This window comes from Rufibacter aurantiacus, from assembly GCF_017916345.1.
Classification (GTDB): domain Bacteria; phylum Bacteroidota; class Bacteroidia; order Cytophagales; family Hymenobacteraceae; genus Nibribacter; species Nibribacter roseolus.
Window position 1 is genome coordinate 231355 of sequence record NZ_JAFMSV010000002.1, and the last position, 18105, is coordinate 249459.

Genomic DNA, 18105 nt, shown 5'->3' on the forward strand with positions numbered 1-18105 from the left:
TATCGGCATAAAAAAAGCCTGCCGGAGAAGATCCGGCAGGCTTTCCTGGAAGGCTCTGGAGCCTATTTCTTGATGATTCTGGTTTGGTAAGCCTGGTTACCCGCCTGTACTTTCACCAGGTACATGCCGGCCGCGGCCGAGCTTATTTTCTGCGAAAGCAGGTTGTTGAGGGTTTGCTCAGAACCAGCCGCTTTCAAGAGAACCTCGCCGCGCAGGCTGTACACCGTTACAGATAGTTTCTCTTTGGCTACTCCCTCAGGCAGACGCAAGGCTACCGCCCCGGTAGTTGGGTTCGGTGACACGGTGAATCTACCTTTCACGTCACCTTTCACGCTCAGTGGATCGCTGGTGTTGAAGGCGAAACGGGCGTACACCGGCAAGTGGTCTGAGGTGGTGTTAGAGTAATTGGTCACGTAGCTTCTTGGGTCTTCAATGGTGATAGAGTTCTCAAGGTATTCATCGGTGAGCTCATTGGAGATGATGATGTGGTCCAGGAAGCTGTTAGAGCTCGGGAAAGAGAAGCCGCCGTTCTGGGCCAGAGTCTGGGTAAGCGCCTTGTAACTGGCTACATCGGTCACAAAAGCGTTGTAGGAAGAAACGCCGCCATCATTGATAGAACCTACCACGTTGTCGTTGAAGTCTCCTAGCAAGATCACGTTGTCATTGGCGTAGTACGCATCCAAAGAATCTTTCAGGACTCTCAAGTCGGCCACGCGGCGGTTGTAGTCTGTGTTGGCTGAACCGGATTTGGCGTGGATATCAATCACTCTTACGCGTTTGGTGATGCCGTTTACCGTCACATCAAAAGTACCCATGTACGGCAATCTACCCGATGACCAGAAATCGTCATCAATAAGGTTGGTGGTACCAGCTACGGCTTGTCTGTACAGGCCTTCAAACATCACTCTGAAACCAACCGGGGTAGTAGTAGCGGTGTTATAGATAAAGCCGATTTTCTGGGCCGGGAAAGGCGTGGTAGAAGAGTTCGGTTTGATGGAATATGAGTACACCGGCGAAAGCTGCTTGCCATAAGTGCCTGGCAAATTGGTCACCAGTTCTTCCAGAGAAGCCTCATCACTGATTTCCTCAATCCCGATGATGTCTGCGTTCAAGGTTTGTACTACGGTAGTGGCATTGGCAATCTGCAGGTAAGCATCGGCAGGACCGTAATTGCCTGCGATCTTGGTGCCGTTCCCGAAGAACTCCATGTTGTAGGTGGCTACGTCAAAGGTCTCAGATTTAAGGTAAGAAGAGCCAGACAGATTGATTGTCTTGGTGTCTAAACCGGTACCCGCAAAGGTTAAGGTTCCCTCTACTTTCAGCTGTTTGACGGTTGGCGCAAAACGTACCTGCACGGTTTTGCCGGCAGCCGCCGCAACTTCTGCCTCGGGGATGGTCACGGAAGCGGCAAAAGCATTGCCATTGTCCATAGACACCTCAAAGCCAGCTGATGCGGTTACTGTGATGTTGCCGTACCCTACCGCTCTGAAGTTAACAGTCTGCGCGGCAGATTTGGCACCTACTGCAGTTTCACCAAACACCAGAACTTTGGAAGGAATGGTATTGTAGCTGCTTAAATCCTGGATCTTGAAATCATCAACGGTCCAGCGGGAAGCGCCACTTTCTGAGGAGGTGTAGACAAAAGCCACGTATTTGGCTGTCTTAGGCAATTCAATTCCCTGCGACAGGGTCCAGAGGTTGCTGTTAGAGGCAGGGAACACGCCCGGCACCTCGGTCCAGGTGGCATCTTTCGGGTTGCCGGTACCGGTATAATCTGCAGAGTACACCAGTTTCAGTTGGTTTCCGGCAAAAGCCGAAATGGTCCAGAATTCCAGCACCGGGGTATTGGTGAAAGAGGCCAGATCCAGTTGCGGAGAAATCAACCAGTCTTCGTTTGGTACGCTGGCACCACTCACAAAACCGTTGATCTGGACAGCCTTGTTCACGGTAGAAGCATTGCAACCTGTAAGGCAGTCGCGCCCGAAGTTGGTGCTGGCCCACACCTGCGCACCGGCCACGCTGTACTGCATCCAGCCGCTGTTGGTTAGGAAAGCCGGGTCGTTGAAGTTCTGGTTGTAAGGATCAACTCCCAAACCTGAAAGATTTACGGTAACAGCCTGGGCACCGGCAGAAGCTTGGGAAATAGAGCCAGTGTTGTTTCCTAAAGCGGTAGGCGTAAAGCGCACGTATACTTTCTGGGTAGTAGCCAGTTCTTCTTTGGTGAACACCAATGGTGTAGAAGCATAAGAACCATCGGTCTTAGAGATGGTAAATGGACCGGTTACCGTCACAGTTACAACACCGGTTAGGTTTGAGGCAGACAGGTCATATGATCTGGTTATGCCTTTGTTTAAGGCCGTACCCGGAAATACAATGGAAGTAACGGAAGAGGATAGCACCGGTGTAACGGCTGCGGCCGTGGTGAAGGTCCAGGAAGACCCAGACAGCCCGCCGTAGAAATTACCGGCTGCATCTTTGAAGGCGGTGTTCTCAATGAAAGCCGTGTAAGTTGTGTTAGACTGAAGGGCAGTGTTCTTAATGGTCACCGTGGAACCTGAGTAAACCACATCTGCATCAGTGGTGAATTTTGTAATGGGGTCTCCACTAGAGGTAAGGCCCACTTTACCCGTTCCGGCCACTACCGGCTCACTGAAAGTCAGAACGAAGTCAGTGTTGGTAGGTACGTTAGTGGTGTTATTTGCCGGGGTAAAGGAGGTTAAGGTTGGAGGGGTATTGTCTGCCACAGCGGCAGGGGTTACATCAGCCCAGTTGTCACTAACTCTGATGCCATCCACAGTTAAATTAGCTCCAGAAGATGCTCCCCCCTGACGGAGCGCCACTGAACCAACAGAAGTTACTTCACCGGCAGTGGTAACTTCGGCCTTTGCCAAATAACTAGCAGGTTCGGTTCCGCCTAGGTCAGGGTTCACGAAGATTTCAGCTACATCATTACCTGTACCTTCAACTATTGTGTATTTCAATACAACCAAATGGGTAGTATTTAACGCAAGAACTTGGCTTCCATAGGTAGCAGCGGGCAATGGACTTGAGTTTGTCGCTTTGCTTACGCCCAACTGAAAACCACCTTCTGCACTTTTCACCCACACCCGGCCAACATAAGTTGAGCCTATAGAAGGGGCGCCCAAGTGAAAGAAGTAATCCCCGGTACGTGCTGTTGCTACATTCACTAAAAAAGAAGCATACACGGTTTTCCCAACGCCATAAGTAGTTGGAAGTACCTTATTGATATCGTCACCATTTGCATTAAGCACAGCGGCGTTCCCCTTGTGTGACGAAGGAGAGCCCGAATAACTTAAGCCACTTGTAGAAACCAAAATGGTTGGAGTAGCGGCAGTACCCGTCTGCATCCAACTGTTTGTTCCTTTTAGTTCTGCTCCAGCAGGATATTCAAAATCCTCTGTAAACACTTGCCCAAAAGCATTTCCACTACTTCCTAAGCAGCAGAGTGCAATTAGAAGAAAAGTAAATTTTTGTAAAGGTTTGATCATAAAATAGAACTATTTGAAAAGATGGAGGAAGAAAGAGATGACATAAGAGGTTAACAAACAGCCGATACTGAAGACCGGACCCGGAAACAAAAGTAACCATAAGCTTTGGATGAAAGGTTACGTTTGGATTATTTTTTACAAGCATTTACAACCTCCTTTTATACCCCAAATAAATTCTCTGATTTAATCCATTTCCATGGTATCTAACCGCCTCATACCCAGCTGTTTTAGCACTTAAAAAATTCTTGCTAATTATTTTATAAATCATTAATTATCAACACCTTATATATCTAAAATAGTTAGCAAATATGCAACTCTATAGCCCTGAATTCTGTTAAAAAAACATGAAGAAGGTAATAGATGAAAATGTGATTCCGCTCTTTCAGGAGGAGCAAAAACCGCAGGATTCTGCCTGGCGGAGATCCATTCCGGCCCAAGTGTTTCTAAACTACTTTTTTGCGATCAACTACCATATCAGCCATAGCTCGGAAGAATCTGGCCTGAGAAACAATGCCTTTTTCAGACAACATTCCGCCGACTTGACGGAGCAGGATCTGGCAGCGATTGCCAGGATACTGCACAACAGTTGGAGCACAGAATATGCACTTAGAGCCACCGCCGAGTTGGGTGATGAGACATACCTGCGCAATGCCCTGCACTGGACTTTCCCGCAGGCGTATTATTCCATATTTGCGGGACTGCAGGCTTTCCTGTATACGCTGGGCACCAAAACCAACAATGAGGCGGCCATCAGAAGAGAAGCCGGTAGACTGGTGGTGAAGAATGCCTATCCCAGAGCCATTGGCTACTATGCGGCTGGTCCATACAATGACTACAGCATTCACAGGTTGCCCTTAGCAGGCTACAAGGCAGGGCTGCAGATTGCCGGCAAAGAGATTGAGGCGCAAGCCCAGATTGGGCAGTTTCTGCGCACTACCAGAAAGCTCACGGCTAACGCTATCCGGCAACAGGTGCAGAGGAACCCGGCCACGGCCATTAAAAGCACAAAAACCGGCAAAGTGCTGGACAAATGGTCGCCGCAGCATTGGCAGCAGATCACCTGGCGCATGGGCTACACCACACTTTTTGATCTACTGAGCCGTCTGCGCATCTCTTCCACGCAGAAGGAGATTGAGCGTTTTGTGGAGGCCGAGATTGACTTCAAACTCTTCCATGAGTGCCTGCTATCTATTGTGAGCTACATGAATGGCTTGCACGAGAGTTACGTGGCCCAGGCCATAGGGATAGAGAAATACCGCAAAGTGGTAGCGGAGCTGCCAGAGCACCTGAGCAACAGTTTCGTAGAGAATCGCCTGCGCGCCCAAGTGGAGCCTCTGTTCCTGGATGGTTCCACCCTCCAAATGGCGGCTGCAGCGTAATCTTTGGAGTATGTGAAAAGGAATGGATGATTGGATATTTTACACAAAGCTTTTTCGGCCTGTTTTCCCAAAAACAGGCCGATTTCATTTTTGGGCAAACCGGTTCATCTCCTTACATCTCCAAATTTCCAAATCTACACATCCCCAAGTTCTACTCGTGGCTGAACTTCTCAATGTGCACGCCCTTAGCACCCGCGGTTTTCAAGGCTTCTATGGCACAAAGGTTGATCTGGTGTAGTTTCAGTTCGTGGCCTTCAAATAGGGCCAATACCTCGGGGTCTACTGATTCTGGGTCTGCGGCGGCCTGCATGTGGCCCGCCTGTTCAATGGTAAAGCACATGGACTTGATCTTCTCCCCTTTCACCCGCACCTGTGAGGCGTTGAACTTGATGAGGTTCTGCTTCAGGTAGTCGCGCACGAAATCCCCTTCGTCAATGTCGGTCTCGGCCAGGCGCACCACCTCCTGGTAGCTGCGTTTGTGCAAAAACTCCTTTAAAGTAGGCTGCAGCATCTTGCGCACGGGCGGGTCGCTGATCTGGTGGGCGTAAATCAATATATTGAAGATCCAGCGCAGCGTTCCGTCGTTTTCCTCGAAGATCAGGCTCAATTCACATTTCATAGTTGGGGGATTTGTTTCTGTCTTAAACGGCGAAAGCTTGTGAAGGATTAGGATTTTCGCCCCGGCGATTTCAGCCTGTTTTTCTGTTTCAGGGCCAAAACCAGGAAAGACCAGACCTTACTTTACCTTAGCGTCTCTCCGCGCTTGGTTAAGTAAAACAAAACCGAGGTTATTCCGGTCACCAGCAAGGCGCCGGCAGCTTCTTTGCCTTTACCAAAAGAAGGTTCTTGTCAGCCCACGGAAACATCTCTCCTCACAAGGGAGGGTTGAAACAGGCTTCCATCGGTGATAGGCATCCCACTCCCGCTTTTAAACCGCATTGGAACAGCTTAGTATACTCCGCACCACCATTGCAATATTCTATTTCCTGAACCTAGTTCTTTTCTTTGGGTTTCGTACATACAGGTAGGTCGCTTTCAATGGCAGACTGAACCGAAATCAGAACTTAATTAAAGCAAAATGGAATACAGAAAATTAGGAACCACAGACCTGGAAGTATCAGTGCTGACGTTTGGCGCCTGGGCAGCCGGCGGCTGGATGTGGGGCGGCACGGAACGACAGGAAGCTGTAGACGCCATCAGAGCCGCCTATGAACACGGCATGACCTCCATTGATACCGCACCCATCTACGGCCAGGGTTTGAGCGAGGAGATTGTGGGCGAGGCCATTAAAGGCATTCCGCGCGACAAAGTGCAGATCCTCACCAAATACGGCATGCGCTGGGATCTGGCCAAAGGTGATTTCGCCATGAACAGCGAGGACAACCAGGGCAAGAACATTGACATCTACAAATACGCCGGCCGCGAGAGCATCATCAAAGAATGCGAAGACAGCCTCCGCCGTTTAGGCACTGATTATATAGATCTGTACCAAATTCACTGGCCAGATTCTACTACGCCCATCCAGGAAACCATGGAGACAGTGGCGCAGCTCATCAAAGAAGGAAAAGTGCGCCAGGCCGGGGTAAGCAACTACAACGTGGCTCAGATGCAAGAAGCCGAGAAGTACCTCACGCTGGCTTCTAATCAGGTGCCCTACAGCATGGTGCACCGCAACATTGAAGCCGATGTGGTGCCGCACAGCCTGGAGCAGCAGATCGGGATTCTAGCCTACAGCCCGCTGGAACGTGGTTTACTCACCGGCAAGATCAAACCCGGCCACCACTTCAACGAAGGCGACCACCGCGCTAGCCTGCCCATCTACCAACCCGAGAACCTGGTGAAGGTGAATGCCTTCCTGGACAAGATCAAGCCACTGGCCGATGACAAGAACGCCACGCTGGGCCAGCTGGTGCTCCGCTGGACCATTGCACAGCCCGGCATCACCATTGCGCTGGTAGGCGCCCGCAACGCCGAGCAGACCATCCAGAACGCCAAAGCCATGGACGTGCAGCTCAGCCAGGAGGAAATCACCTTCATCACCGATGAGCTGAACAAACTGGAACTGCCCAAGTAAGAGGTGATAGTATTTTCTGTTGAAATCGAATCGGGGCTGTTTTCTAGAAAGCAGCCCCGATTCGATTTTTTTTCCGGTATATGGATTTATTTCTAGATATTCTTACCTCACGAAAGTTGCAAACTTCCGGTCATTATAGGTCCAAGTCACATACTTGAACCATAATAAAATGGAATCCCTACCCTTCCGAGGAGGGGAATGCGTGGTGAAGACAAGGCAGTGCCTAGTCTCTATGGGGGTTCTGAAAACGTCACAAATGCTGCTACTTTCCATGTTTCCAGTCTTTCGGGCGAGCGCCTAAGCAGGTTCCGGTGCCGCAGGCATTGCGACCATAGGGAGCAAAGGAAACTGGTACAGCGCGAGCGCGGAAGACGGGGCCTCGCGGCCGTGAGCGCACGGAGCATAGCAATGAAACAATAAAGCTAATGCACCCACGCAAACAGCGGTCCTTCGCCAGCAACAAACAAACTGCATGGGCCAGAGCAGCCATTAACCACAAAAGCAGTATGCTATACATTACCTCAGGATAAAAACGAATGAAAAGGTTTACTCCCATCCTTCTCTATGTATGGGAATAATTTCCGAAATTCGCGGTTTGATTTTTAGAAGACACTGAAAGACCGTTTCCATGCATTTAAGCGAACAGGAACTACGCCGGCGCCATGAGCGCGAAGAGCTCCAGAAGATGGGCATCAACCCCTACCCTTCCGAACTTTTTGACGTGACTGCCACGGCCAAGGATATAAAGGACAACTACGATCCGGAACAGAACAACTACCAGGAAGTTAGCCTGGCGGGTCGTCTCATGAGCCGCCGCGTAATGGGCAAGGCCTCTTTTGCCGAACTCATGGACAGCTCGGGCCGCATCCAGATCTACGTTTCCCGCGATGACATCGCCCCGGGCGAAAACAAGGACCTCTATAACACCGTGTTCAAGAAAATGCTGGACATAGGAGACTTCATTGGGGTGAAAGGCTACGTGTTCAAAACCCAGGTGGGCGAAACCTCGGTGCACGTTACGGAGCTGACCCTGCTGGCAAAGTCTTTGAAGCCGCTGCCTATTGTAAAGCGTGAGGTAGACGAGAATGGCGTAGAGCACGTGTACGATGCCTTCACCGATCCTGAACTGCGTTACCGTCAGCGGTACGTGGACCTAGTGGTGAACCCAGAGGTGCGTGACACCTTCATCAAACGCACCAAGCTGGTGAACACCATGCGCGAGTACCTGAACGAGCGCGGTTACCTGGAGGTGGAGACGCCTATCCTGCAGCCTTTGTACGGGGGCGCCGCCGCCCGTCCGTTCAAGACGCACCACAATACCCTGGACATGACCTTGTACCTGCGCATTGCCAATGAACTGTACCTGAAGCGTCTTATCGTGGGTGGTTTTGACGGCGTGTACGAGTTCTCCAAGGACTTCCGGAACGAAGGCATGAGCCGTTTCCACAACCCTGAGTTCACCCAGGTTGAGTTGTACGTGGCCTACAAAGACTACTACTGGATGATGGACCTGGTGGAAGAGATGGTGGAGAAAGTAGCTTTGGCGCTGCACGGAACCACAGAGGTACAGGTTGGCGAGAACGTGATCAACTTCGCGCGCCCCTGGAAACGCTTCACCATGTTTGAGGCTATCCAGCACTTCACCGGCATTGATATCTCTGAGATGGACGAGGCCCAACTTCGCGAAACCGCTACTAGCCTGGGCATTAGGCTGGACCCGAACATCGGGAAAGGCAAGATCATTGACGAGATCTTCGGGGAGAAATGCGAAGGGCAACTGATCCAGCCTACCTTCATCACCGACTATCCGGTGGAGATGAGTCCGCTGGCCAAAAAGCACCGCAGCAAAGAAGGCTTGGTAGAGCGTTTCGAGGCGATCTGCAACGGAAAAGAGATTTGTAACTCCTTCTCTGAGTTGAACGACCCCATTGACCAACGCGCCCGCTTTGAAGAGCAACTTGAACTGGGCAAACGCGGTGACACTGAGGCCATGGTACTGGACGAGGACTTCCTGCGTGCCCTGGAGTACGGCATGCCACCAACCGCCGGTCTGGGCATCGGAATTGACCGCCTGAGCATGATCATGACCAACTCACAGTCTATTCAGGATGTGCTGTTCTTCCCGCAGATGAAGCCGGAGAACAATTAATGTGCTAATTTGATAATGTGCTGACGTGCTATTGGCAGTCAGCATTCATATAAAACGGAAAGGCCGCCCCATTGAGAGCGGCCTTTCCGTTTATGGACAGTATTCTGAAATCTGGGTACGAAACGCATATGAAGTGAAACCATAGCTTTTGGACGCTGGCGCGAGCGTCCCGCTCGTGTCCGCACGTATTGCTGGTAAAAAGCCCTATTCTCTTTTGTCATCCTGAAAAGATCTTGGGACAAGCGGTAAAGTCGTTTCTTCAACGCTTTTATAGTTCGCCCACAAGATTTTTCCAAGATGACAAATAGGAGGAGAAGCACTTTGAAGATCAAGCAGAACACCTGGACCCTGAAAAGCAGAAAGCAAAAGTTTCACAGCAATGCGTGCGGACACGAGCGGGACGCTCGCGCCAGCGGAATAACCATAATTCTTTGCTCGCACTAGCATAGCAACCGTTTAGGGCCAATTCCAAGATAATTCCCCAAAAACTAGAAACCCGTAAATGCAGAAAGCCTTCCCCGGTTGGGAAGGCTTTCTTATATTGGTTAAATAACTTCTACTCGCTAACTGATGTGACTTTCGTCTGTGTTACTAAGTTATCCTAGTATCCCTTAAAAAGCTTAACCTATTGGTCAATTTTATTTAAGTTTCAACGTCATCAAACAACTTTGCGTTACTTCATCTGTTTCGCAATTTCTTATTTAACCAATCATACTTTCTATTCTTTAACGAGCCTGCTACCAGAAGGTTACAAAAACATTAAGAGAAGAAAATAATTTTACGCTGAGGCATCTGATCCGGTGCCGGTTGACCCGGATTTAGAAGCGCCTTTGGCTCTGCTGGCTCTTTTGGGCTTGGTAGTGCCGCCGGTGGTTGTACCCGCGCTGGTAGAAGTGGCGTTTGCATCGGTATCTGTACCCAGCGTTCCGGCATCAGCGCCATAGGCTCCGCCGGTTACCCCAGCCCCCATGTCTGATGGAGCAGTTCCGGTGGCGTTATCACGAGGATTGTCGCCAGTCATCAAGTCCACGTTGCCGCCCGTTGGGTTGTTGTCCAGGTGCGAAGTAGGCGTAGAGTTAGATCCGGTATTCACCACCTCAGGGTCGCCGGAAGATTTCCGTCCGATGAGCGCGCTGGCACTGGTACCTAGGGCCTGCACTTTTGAACCCAGGTTAGACCCCAGTTTAGAGGCAGATTTTTTCAGGTTGCCACGGGTGGTCTCACCCGCCTCCGGCGCCATCAAAACACCAGCTATGATACCGGCACCGGCGCCGGCGAGCATAGCCAGAATGATTTTTCCATTATCGTCTTTCATGAGCTTTATTTTTATAGGAATTATGGTTTAAATTAAATTACCCAATTCTCCTTAACGATAGTAAAAAACATTTAGTTATGCCTCTCCTGCAGCCAAACCAAGGGTGCTAAAAAGCTTAGGACTGCGCGCCAGCGTTGTCTGAGGCAGCAGAGGCGTTGTTATCAGAAGATTTGCTGGCACCGTTTGCGCCTTCAGAACCGCCCAGCAGGCTGGTTAAGCCGCTCAGTTTCTCCAGGTAAGGGGCAATTTGTCCGTTTACGCTATCAGCTAACTGACCAGCGGCTTTCAACAGACCATCGCGGGACTCTTTTCCGTTGCTAGGGGCTAACAGGATACCAGCAGCTAAACCAGCGGTTGCACCAGCGGCAAGGGCGATCAGGACTTTTGAATTGTCATTTTTCATAGTAAGAAAAGATAAAGGTTGATGTTTTATAAATGTTTATGCAGGCACATCTGTATAACGCAGGTACTTGCATCGGCAATATGCTAAACAATAAATATATATTGTAACATATATTCAAGCGGTTTACGCATTTATACGGAGGAGGGTTAGTTGTTTTTAACCCATTTTGGGAAATAAATCCTAAAACCGCTGGTGGAAAACCCAATGCGCACGCAACTAGCTTATTTACGTATATTTCACCAGACAATAAGCACTATGAAAAAACACCTTCTGCTTCCCGCATTTTTGCTGTGCGGTGCCGTTTTCAGCTGCAAGAGCAACCAGCAAACTGCCACCGCCTGCATTGACCCTGCCAAAATAGATAAAGAGCGCGCCTGCACCATGCAATATGACCCCGTGTGCGGCTGCGACGGCAAGACCTACGGCAACGCCTGCACCGCTGAGATCTCTGGCGTTACCTCCTACAACAAAGGCGAATGCCCCACTAAAACCACCAATAACTAAACCCTATGAGCGAGAAAAAATACTACTTGCAGACGGCGCCCTTCAGAGTGCCTACCACCGATGGTAAACTCATTGAGGAGCACTTCGGACTGGCCAGCACCCGCACCGAGGGCTTTAGCGTGGCCCATATGGTGGCGCCGCCCCATTGGAGCGAACCGCATCAGACCCCTGAGTTTGACGAAGTGACCATTGTGCTAAGGGGCAGAAAACAGATTGAGGTCGACGGTGAGCCGGTGGTGCTCTCGGCGGGCCAGACCCTGCACATCAAGGCCGGCGCCCGCGTCCGGTACGCCAACCCATTTGATGAGGAATGCGAATACTGGTCTATCTGCGTGCCCGCCTTTGACATCAATACCGTGAACCGCGAAGACGAGTAATCAATGGCTTCCAAGCCGATGATACCCTACTCAGGTGGTCCGTTTAGGACCTGTTTTCTAAAAACCAGGCCATAAACGGATCACCGCACTTATTAGTGACCTTTCTTTAAAAGGGTACACCAAACGAACAATCTATGACACAAACTTACTTTTCTATTTCTAAAAGGGTCCGGAGATTTACCGCATTGGGCGCTTTGTCTATCCTGGTATTTGGCAGTTGCAGCAAACCTGCTGCAACATCGCAGCAAAGCACACCTGCCTCCGCCACCAACCCGCCGGCGTTTTCCGTGATCAGGGAGGACGATCTGCGGCGTGATTTATTTTCTTTAGCCAGCGATAGCCTGCGCGGCCGCCGGGCCGGGGAAACTGAGGAACTACGAGCCGCTGCCTGGATGGCCGAACGCGCCCGCGAGGCCGGTCTGCTGCCTGCCGGCGACGATGGTACGTATTTCCAGTTCTTCCCGCTGCGCCGCACGCAGGTCTCTCGTCAAAGCCACATCACGATCAATGGCCGCAGGCTACTCCTGAACAAGGAAGTGTGGGTGACCTCGCCGGTAGAAGGTGTAGCGGAAAGCACACCCGTTTTCCTTAATTCTTTAGCAGACACCACCCGGCAGAACCTGCGGGGTAAGATCGTGGCCATGCGGATGCTGCCCCCTACCAACCTGCCGGCTCCCGGCATGAGCCTCTGGGGTTATCGCTACATTTTATCGGCGGTACGCCAACAGGGAACTATTCTTACACGGGCCGGAGCCGCCGCCATTGTGCTCATCGCGGATTCCACTACCCAGGCCAGCCTGGCTTTCGCGGGTCACGGGTTTGAGGAAGGCAGCTACCAACTGGAAGGTCTGGTAGCCACGGCCCAAACTTCCTCCAGAGCGGTTCCTACGCTTATTGTGCTGCCTACGGCAAGCGGTCAATCCATGCAAGACAACCTCCGCAAGCCCTCCGGCACTTCCAGAATCCAAATTAAGGTAGACAGCTATATCTATCCATCTGCCAACGTGGTGGCCCGGGCGCCCGGCGCCGATCCTAACCTCAGAAACGAGTACGTGCTTTTCAGCGGGCACCATGACCATGACGGAGTGGGCACGCCCATCAATGGTGACTCCATCTGGAACGGGGCCGATGACAATGGAACGGTAAGTGTGGCCATGCTGGCCATTGCGCGCGCCTGGAAACAGAACCCCGGTCAACGCTCCGCTTTGTTTGTCTGGCACGGCGCCGAGGAACGCGGCCTGCTGGGCTCCCGCTGGTACGCCGAGAACCCTACGGTAAAGAAAGAATCCATTGTAGCGGTACTCAACGGCGATATGATTGGCCGTAACGCCCCAGATTCCGCCGCGCTGTTGGGCTCCATCAAACCGCACAAGAACTCCACCGCCTTGGTAGACATGGCCCTGCAGGCGAACCAAAACTTCACCAAATTCAAGCTAGACACCTCCTGGGACGAGCAGCGTCACCCCGAGGGCTGGTATTTCCGGAGCGATCACCTGCCCTACGCGCGCGTGGGTATCCCGGCTATCTTCTTCACCACCCTCCTGCACCCAGACTACCACACCCCTCGCGATGAGGCCCAGCGGATAGACATCACCAAACTGGCTAAGATGACCCGATGGATGTACGCTACCGGTTGGGCTATCTCCAACACCCTGCAGCGCCCCACCGTGGACCCAGATTTCAAATTGGAGAGGTAATCATTAAATAGTGGCGACCTAGGTTTGTTTTGCAGCTGATTTCACCCAAACAGGCCTTAAACAGAAAACCCCCTGCAGTTCTGCAGAGGGTTTTCTGTTTTATAAGAGCGTATAAGCTACATAATCCGATTTTCCGTACGTCATCGTCGCATGCCGTTGTTGGTGTTATCACCAACAACTGGAATGGCGGTGGTAACCGGAATGGGCAACCACAAGGGATTACCCCTACTTGAGAATGCTTTGATTAGCAAATGGAAACATCCCTCTTTATCTCCCTCAAGGGGAGAATTTGCAAAAGGGCGAGTCACTTACAGTTTTCGTGGCCAAACGTTTTAGAACCCTATACTAAAAACAACCCTCAAACAACTCCACACATCAGGCACTCAGCGCCAGCAATTCTTTCGCGCTTTGGAAGGCGTTTTCCGATGGGTTGGCGCCGGCGATCATCTGGGCGATCTCTACTACGCGTTCTTCGTGGCTCAGCTGACGCACGCGGCTGATCGTGCGGTCGGCGCGGTCTTCTTTGTAGACGAAGTAGTGCGTATCGCCTTGGGCGGCCATCTGTGGAAGGTGCGAGATACAGATCAACTGGTGCTTCTGTGACATCTGCTGCATCATGCGGCCCACTTTCACGGCAATCTCGCCTGAGATACCGGTGTCGATCTCGTCAAAGATGATGGTAGGCAAGGCAGTTTTGTCGGCGAGCAGGTACTTCACGCAGAGCATGAGGCGGGAGAACTCCCCACCCGAGGCCGCTTTGCTCAAGGTCTGCGGCGCGGCGCCTTTGTTCGCGCTGAACAGAATGTTAACCACGTCAATCCCAGTAGGAGCCGGCGCTGAGACCTTGTGCTCGAAAACTACCCGTGCATTTGGCATGCCCAATTCAAAGAGTAGGCTGTGAAGCTCGTCCTGGAAAGTGGAGAAGATACCGGTGCGGCTCTGGGACAGTTCCTCGGCGCGGGCTTCTACTTCCTGCAAGGCAGCGGTCAGGGCTTTCTTGGTTTTCTCAATGGCTGCATCCAGGTTGTGGACGCTGCTCACCTTTATTTCCAGCTCGGCCTGCAGGGCCAGTAGTTCTTCCACGGTGCGTACCTGGTGCTTGCGTTGCAAGGTATAAATGAGGTCCAGGCGCTCCTGCAGTTGCTCGGCGCGCTGCGGGTCGGCCTCGGTCTTGCGCTCGGCGTCCTCCAGTTCGCTCCCGATGTCGTTGAGCTCAATGAGGCAGCTGTCCAGGCGCTCTTTCAGGATCTGGAAACTTTCGCCGTATTCGGTTACCTGACCCAGCAGGTGGCTGGCGTCTTTGAGGGCACCAGCGGCGTTATACTCGCTCTCCGAAATATACTGCAGGGCTTGGCTAAGTTTCAGCTTGATTTCCTCGGCGTGCTCAAGTTGCTTCAGTTCCACCTCATGGCTTTCCTGTTCCTCGGCCTGCAGATTGGCCTCAGACAGTTCATTCAGCAGGAAGGTATTGTAGTCAAGTTCTTTCTGGCTCTGCGCCAGTTGGCTTTCCAGGTCTTTGTACTCGCGCTCCAGCTTTTTGTAGGTGCGGTACGCCACGCCGTAGCCGTTGCGCAGTTCCTCGTTCTGGGCGTACAGGTCCACAATGTTCAGCTGGTAACCCTGGTCACCTAAAAGCAAAGTATCATGCTGCGAGTGGATATCCATGAGTTGATCGCCTATGCGGCGCAGTTGGTCCAGGGTCACAGGTGTGTCGTTCACGAAGGCCCGAGATTTGCCGCTGGGGCTGATCTCGCGGCGCAGCAGGCTCACGGGCTCAAAGTCCAGGTCTTCCTCCTCAAAAAAGGCGGCCAGGTTGTATTCAGAGATGTTGAAGGAGCCTTCAATCACGCATTTCTCGTTCTGGTTGAACAGCAACTTAGAATCTGCGCGGTTACCCAGCAGCAACCCGATGGCTCCCAGCATGATAGATTTACCAGCGCCCGTTTCACCGGTAATAATGTTCAGCAGCGGCGATGGTTGCAGCTCCAGCTGCTCAATAAGGGCGTAATTTTTTATCTTAAGATCTACGAGCATAAAGTAGGAATGCCTCTTTCAGTTTGCGTTGTGTTGGTGTACTCCAATAGACAAAGATGCTAATTTATTTAGTTTCAAGACTAATAAATATAGCCTAAATTATTTCCTGAAAATCGCTGCCGCGATGGGAAAATCCTATATAAGCCAGGTTCCTATTCCAGTACGTGCGGCAGAGGTAAACGGTGCAGGTTCTCCCCTCCCGGTTAAGGAATAGGTCCGGACCCGAAATTTTCAACAACACCAACCGCCTCTCTGTTCCAGTCCTCGGCTTAAAACCTCAACCAGGTTTACTACCTAACTGCTCTTGTAAAACTGCCTCTAAAGAAACGTGATTTTTCCTTCATTGTAAAGCCTTCGTCACTTGGTATAAAAGGACAACACATATTTAGCCGCAAGAACAATCTTCCTTTGCATCAGGCCAGAAACGAGAGAAGCCTTCCCCAGTTTTTGCGGGAAAGGCTTCTCTCGTTTTAAGAATGTTATTGTAGAATATGCCCTAAAACGGGAATATGCTTTATCTGTGTTTTCCTGAAAACAGGCCCTAAACGGAAGTCTAGCGTCTGGTCAGGGGCTCGTATTTAGCCCGGTTGGTGGGGTCTATCTGGGTGAGCAATTCGTAGGCCTGCTGCTTCTGGGCGGGCGTGGCCGAGGCAAAGGCGTTGCTCAGCTCGGTGGCTTTGGCTTCAAAGAAAGACCGCAGAGCGGCGCTGCCGGAGCGTATGCGGGCCACCTGTTGGATGTTCTTCAAGGCCTCCAGAATATTCTGCCGGGCTTTCTCGGGATCCTGAGACATTAGGTCCAGTCCCTGACGGTGGTACAGGTAGATGGCCGAACGCAGGGGCTCAAACTGCGGGTCCTGCAGGTTATTAATAAGCCAGTATCGGTTACGGGTATCGGCGGTAGCGCTCCATCCGCCGCCGGCGGCCCCCGCAGAGGTCACCAGGTTCAGGATGTTGCTGGCCTCGGCTAAGGCATTGGCCCCACCCAATCGCGAAAAGCTGTCATTGTCCATGCCAATGATAGTATAGGCGTAGAAAGACAGGATGGCGGTCAGGTTGGAAGTATAGGTATTGGGCGCGTATTGCAGCGGCTGAGCCGGGTTGTACTCAAACTCAAACTTGGTGTCCACGAAGGAAAGCACGGTGGTCTCGTAGCCAGTGCCGTAGGTAGGGCGGCTGGAGATGATCTGCGTGTTAGCCTCGTAGACGCCAATCTGCGGCATGGCCCGCAACGTGATGAACATCTTGCACCGGATGCGCTCCTCGTTCTGGTACACATCACTGGTCCAGCGGGTGTTGTTCATGATCTCAGAGATGGCGTTCTGCATCTGCTGGAACACCTGCCGGTCGGTGGCCTGTACCTGGTCGCTGTTCACGGTGACCTCGCAGCGTAGTTCCTGCGCCATGGCGCCCAGCGGGAACAGGAGACAGAGTAAAACCCAGCCTATTTTTTTTGCAAACATGCCCATTCAGCTTTAATGGATTCCAGAATATCTTGTGCTACCTCGTCTTTGGCTTTCAGGTTATACTCCTCTACGGAGTTGGCCTTCACAATGGTGATTTTATTGGTGTCGTGCTTGAAGCCAGCACCGGGGTCACGGAGCGAGTTGAGCACCACCATGTCCAGGTTTTTCTTGAGGAGTTTGCCGCGGGCGTTCTCCAGTTCCTGATCGGTTTCCAGGGCGAAGCCTACGGCAAACTGATCAGTGCGTTTCTCCTTGCCCAAGGTAGCTGCTATATCAACGTTCTTCACCAACTCAATAGTAAAAGAAGCATCGCTTTTTTTTATTTTAGAGGTAGCGGTGTCCTTGGGTTTGTAATCGGCCACGGCCGCCGCGAAAATCCAGAGGTCGGTTTCCGGCGCTTTCCGGGCGCAGGCGGCGTACATCTCATCGGCGGTCATCACGTGCGTGATGTGTACCAACGGGTGCTTCAAGGTAAGTGCCGTAGGACCGGCCACCAAATTCACCTCGGCGCCTTGCTCGGCTAATTTGCGGGCCAGGGCGAAGCCCATTTTGCCGGTGGAGTGGTTACCGATGAACCGTACCGGGTCCAGGGGCTCATAGGTGGGCCCGGCCGTAATCAGGACTTTCTTGCCGCTAAACAATGTTCTGGGAAATGAAATACTGTTCTAAAACCTGGATGATTTCTTCGGGCTCTGCCAGGCGCCCCTGCCCTACCAATCCGCTGGCCAACTCGCCGTGCCCTGCTTCAATCACGTGGTTCCCGTAAGAGCGCAACAGCCTGAAGTTCTCCTGCACGGCTGGGTGCTGGTACATGTCCAGGTCCATGGCCGGGGCCACAAACACCGGGCACCTTGCCGAGAGATACGTCGCCGACAGCAGGTTGTCACACAATCCGCGGGCGAATTTCCCTACGGTGTTGGCGCTGGCGGGGGCCACTACCAGGGCATCGGCCCAAAGGCCCAGTTCCACGTGGTTGTGCCAGAGTCCGGATTGGTCATCGCGCACGAACTGGGTTAAAACCGGCTTCTTGGAAAGCGTGGCTAAAGTGACAGGGGTTATAAAAGCAGAAGCAGAAGTGGTCAGGATTACCTGCACTTCTGCTTCTGCCTTGATGAGGAGCCGCACCAGCAAAGCCGCTTTGTACGCCGCTATGCTTCCGCAGACCCCCAGGATTATTTTCTTATGCCGAAGCATTCAGA

14 protein-coding genes are annotated in these 18105 nt (G+C 51.9%); 6 read left to right on the forward strand and 8 right to left on the reverse strand.

All coding sequences use genetic code 11. The features are described from left to right. Nucleotides 1-62 precede the first annotated feature (62 nt). Nucleotides 63-2795, reverse strand: coding sequence for an Ig-like domain-containing protein (locus tag J3P34_RS06400; RefSeq protein ID WP_210487205.1), 2733 nt, complete (start codon nt 2793-2795; stop codon nt 63-65). A 1058-nt stretch (nt 2796-3853) separates the two neighbouring features. Here J3P34_RS06400 and J3P34_RS06405 point away from each other — a divergent pair. Continuing rightward, complete coding sequence (locus tag J3P34_RS06405) at nt 3854-4888, forward strand: hypothetical protein (protein WP_246853581.1); 1035 nt, start codon at nt 3854-3856, stop codon at nt 4886-4888. Nucleotides 4889-5039: 151 nt separating this feature from the next. On the opposite strand, the gene J3P34_RS06410 is transcribed toward J3P34_RS06405, so the two are convergent. Further along, entirely contained in the window at nt 5040-5507 is a 468-nt protein-coding gene (locus J3P34_RS06410; protein WP_210463842.1) for a hypothetical protein, read from the reverse strand. A gap of 459 nt (nt 5508-5966) precedes the next feature. Between J3P34_RS06410 and J3P34_RS06415 the strand changes: the two genes are divergently transcribed. Next, complete coding sequence (locus J3P34_RS06415) at nt 5967-6962, forward strand: aldo/keto reductase (RefSeq protein WP_210487207.1); 996 nt, start codon at nt 5967-5969, stop codon at nt 6960-6962. Between the two features lie 628 nt (nt 6963-7590). After that, nucleotides 7591-9111, forward strand: coding sequence for a lysine--tRNA ligase (gene lysS, locus J3P34_RS06420; RefSeq protein WP_210487209.1), 1521 nt, complete (start codon nt 7591-7593; stop codon nt 9109-9111). A gap of 778 nt (nt 9112-9889) precedes the next feature. Here the strand turns inward: lysS and J3P34_RS06425 are convergent. Both J3P34_RS06425 and J3P34_RS06430 read right to left on the reverse strand, forming a co-directional pair. Continuing rightward, nucleotides 9890-10426, reverse strand: coding sequence for a YtxH domain-containing protein (locus J3P34_RS06425; protein ID WP_210487211.1), 537 nt, complete (start codon nt 10424-10426; stop codon nt 9890-9892). Nucleotides 10427-10541: 115 nt separating this feature from the next. Then, the gene (locus J3P34_RS06430; protein ID WP_210463838.1) at nt 10542-10829 is read right to left on the reverse strand and encodes a YtxH domain-containing protein; all 288 of its coding nucleotides are present in this window, start codon (nt 10827-10829) and stop codon (nt 10542-10544) included. A gap of 255 nt (nt 10830-11084) precedes the next feature. On the opposite strand from J3P34_RS06430, the gene J3P34_RS06435 reads away from it, so the two are divergent. The 3 genes from J3P34_RS06435 (at nt 11085) to J3P34_RS06445 (ending at nt 13407) form a co-directional block, all read left to right on the forward strand. Then, nucleotides 11085-11333 (forward strand): Kazal-type serine protease inhibitor domain-containing protein, encoded by a 249-nt coding sequence (locus J3P34_RS06435; protein WP_210487213.1) that lies wholly within the window; start codon nt 11085-11087, stop codon nt 11331-11333. 5 nt (nt 11334-11338) lie between these two features. Beyond that, nucleotides 11339-11710: a cupin domain-containing protein gene (locus J3P34_RS06440; protein ID WP_210487215.1), complete on the forward strand. Its 372-nt coding sequence runs from the start codon at nt 11339-11341 to the stop codon at nt 11708-11710. A gap of 134 nt (nt 11711-11844) precedes the next feature. Continuing rightward, the gene (locus J3P34_RS06445) at nt 11845-13407 is read left to right on the forward strand and encodes a M28 family peptidase (RefSeq protein WP_210487218.1); all 1563 of its coding nucleotides are present in this window, start codon (nt 11845-11847) and stop codon (nt 13405-13407) included. Nucleotides 13408-13782: 375 nt separating this feature from the next. On the opposite strand, the gene recN is transcribed toward J3P34_RS06445, so the two are convergent. The 4 genes from recN to J3P34_RS22350 all read right to left on the reverse strand — a co-directional run bounded on the left by recN (nt 13783) and on the right by J3P34_RS22350 (nt 18100). Beyond that, the gene (gene recN, locus J3P34_RS06450) at nt 13783-15441 is read right to left on the reverse strand and encodes a DNA repair protein RecN (protein ID WP_210487220.1); all 1659 of its coding nucleotides are present in this window, start codon (nt 15439-15441) and stop codon (nt 13783-13785) included. Between the two features lie 553 nt (nt 15442-15994). After that, nucleotides 15995-16903, reverse strand: coding sequence for a type IX secretion system protein PorD (gene porD / locus J3P34_RS06455; RefSeq protein WP_210487221.1), 909 nt, complete (start codon nt 16901-16903; stop codon nt 15995-15997). Next, nucleotides 16885-17547, reverse strand: a complete 663-nt coding sequence (coaBC, locus tag J3P34_RS22345) for a bifunctional phosphopantothenoylcysteine decarboxylase/phosphopantothenate--cysteine ligase CoaBC (RefSeq protein ID WP_210463832.1) — start codon at nt 17545-17547, stop codon at nt 16885-16887. The genes porD and coaBC overlap by 19 nt, the downstream gene beginning before the upstream one ends. After that, a complete protein-coding gene (locus tag J3P34_RS22350; protein WP_210487223.1) occupies nt 17540-18100 on the reverse strand; it encodes a flavoprotein in 561 nt (186 codons plus the stop codon). Before J3P34_RS22350 ends, coaBC begins: the two co-directional genes overlap by 8 nt. Between the last annotated feature and the right edge of the window lie 5 nt (nt 18101-18105).

Bases quoted from the DNA above. Each gene is read 5' to 3' on its own strand.
- J3P34_RS06405 (WP_246853581.1), top strand. From the start codon at position 3,854: ATGAAGAAGGTAATAGATGAAAATGTGATTCCGCTCTTTCAGGAGGAG.
- J3P34_RS06440 (WP_210487215.1), top strand. From the start codon at position 11,339: ATGAGCGAGAAAAAATACTACTTGCAGACGGCGCCCTTCAGAGTGCCT.
- J3P34_RS06425 (WP_210487211.1), bottom strand. From the start codon at position 10,426: ATGAAAGACGATAATGGAAAAATCATTCTGGCTATGCTCGCCGGCGCC.
- lysS (WP_210487209.1), top strand. From the start codon at position 7,591: ATGCATTTAAGCGAACAGGAACTACGCCGGCGCCATGAGCGCGAAGAG.
- recN (WP_210487220.1), bottom strand. From the start codon at position 15,441: ATGCTCGTAGATCTTAAGATAAAAAATTACGCCCTTATTGAGCAGCTG.
- J3P34_RS06430 (WP_210463838.1), bottom strand. From the start codon at position 10,829: ATGAAAAATGACAATTCAAAAGTCCTGATCGCCCTTGCCGCTGGTGCA.
- J3P34_RS06435 (WP_210487213.1), top strand. From the start codon at position 11,085: ATGAAAAAACACCTTCTGCTTCCCGCATTTTTGCTGTGCGGTGCCGTT.
- J3P34_RS06445 (WP_210487218.1), top strand. From the start codon at position 11,845: ATGACACAAACTTACTTTTCTATTTCTAAAAGGGTCCGGAGATTTACC.
- J3P34_RS06415 (WP_210487207.1), top strand. From the start codon at position 5,967: ATGGAATACAGAAAATTAGGAACCACAGACCTGGAAGTATCAGTGCTG.
- J3P34_RS22350 (WP_210487223.1), bottom strand. From the start codon at position 18,100: ATGCTTCGGCATAAGAAAATAATCCTGGGGGTCTGCGGAAGCATAGCG.
- porD (WP_210487221.1), bottom strand. From the start codon at position 16,903: ATGTTTGCAAAAAAAATAGGCTGGGTTTTACTCTGTCTCCTGTTCCCG.
- J3P34_RS06410 (WP_210463842.1), bottom strand. From the start codon at position 5,507: ATGAAATGTGAATTGAGCCTGATCTTCGAGGAAAACGACGGAACGCTG.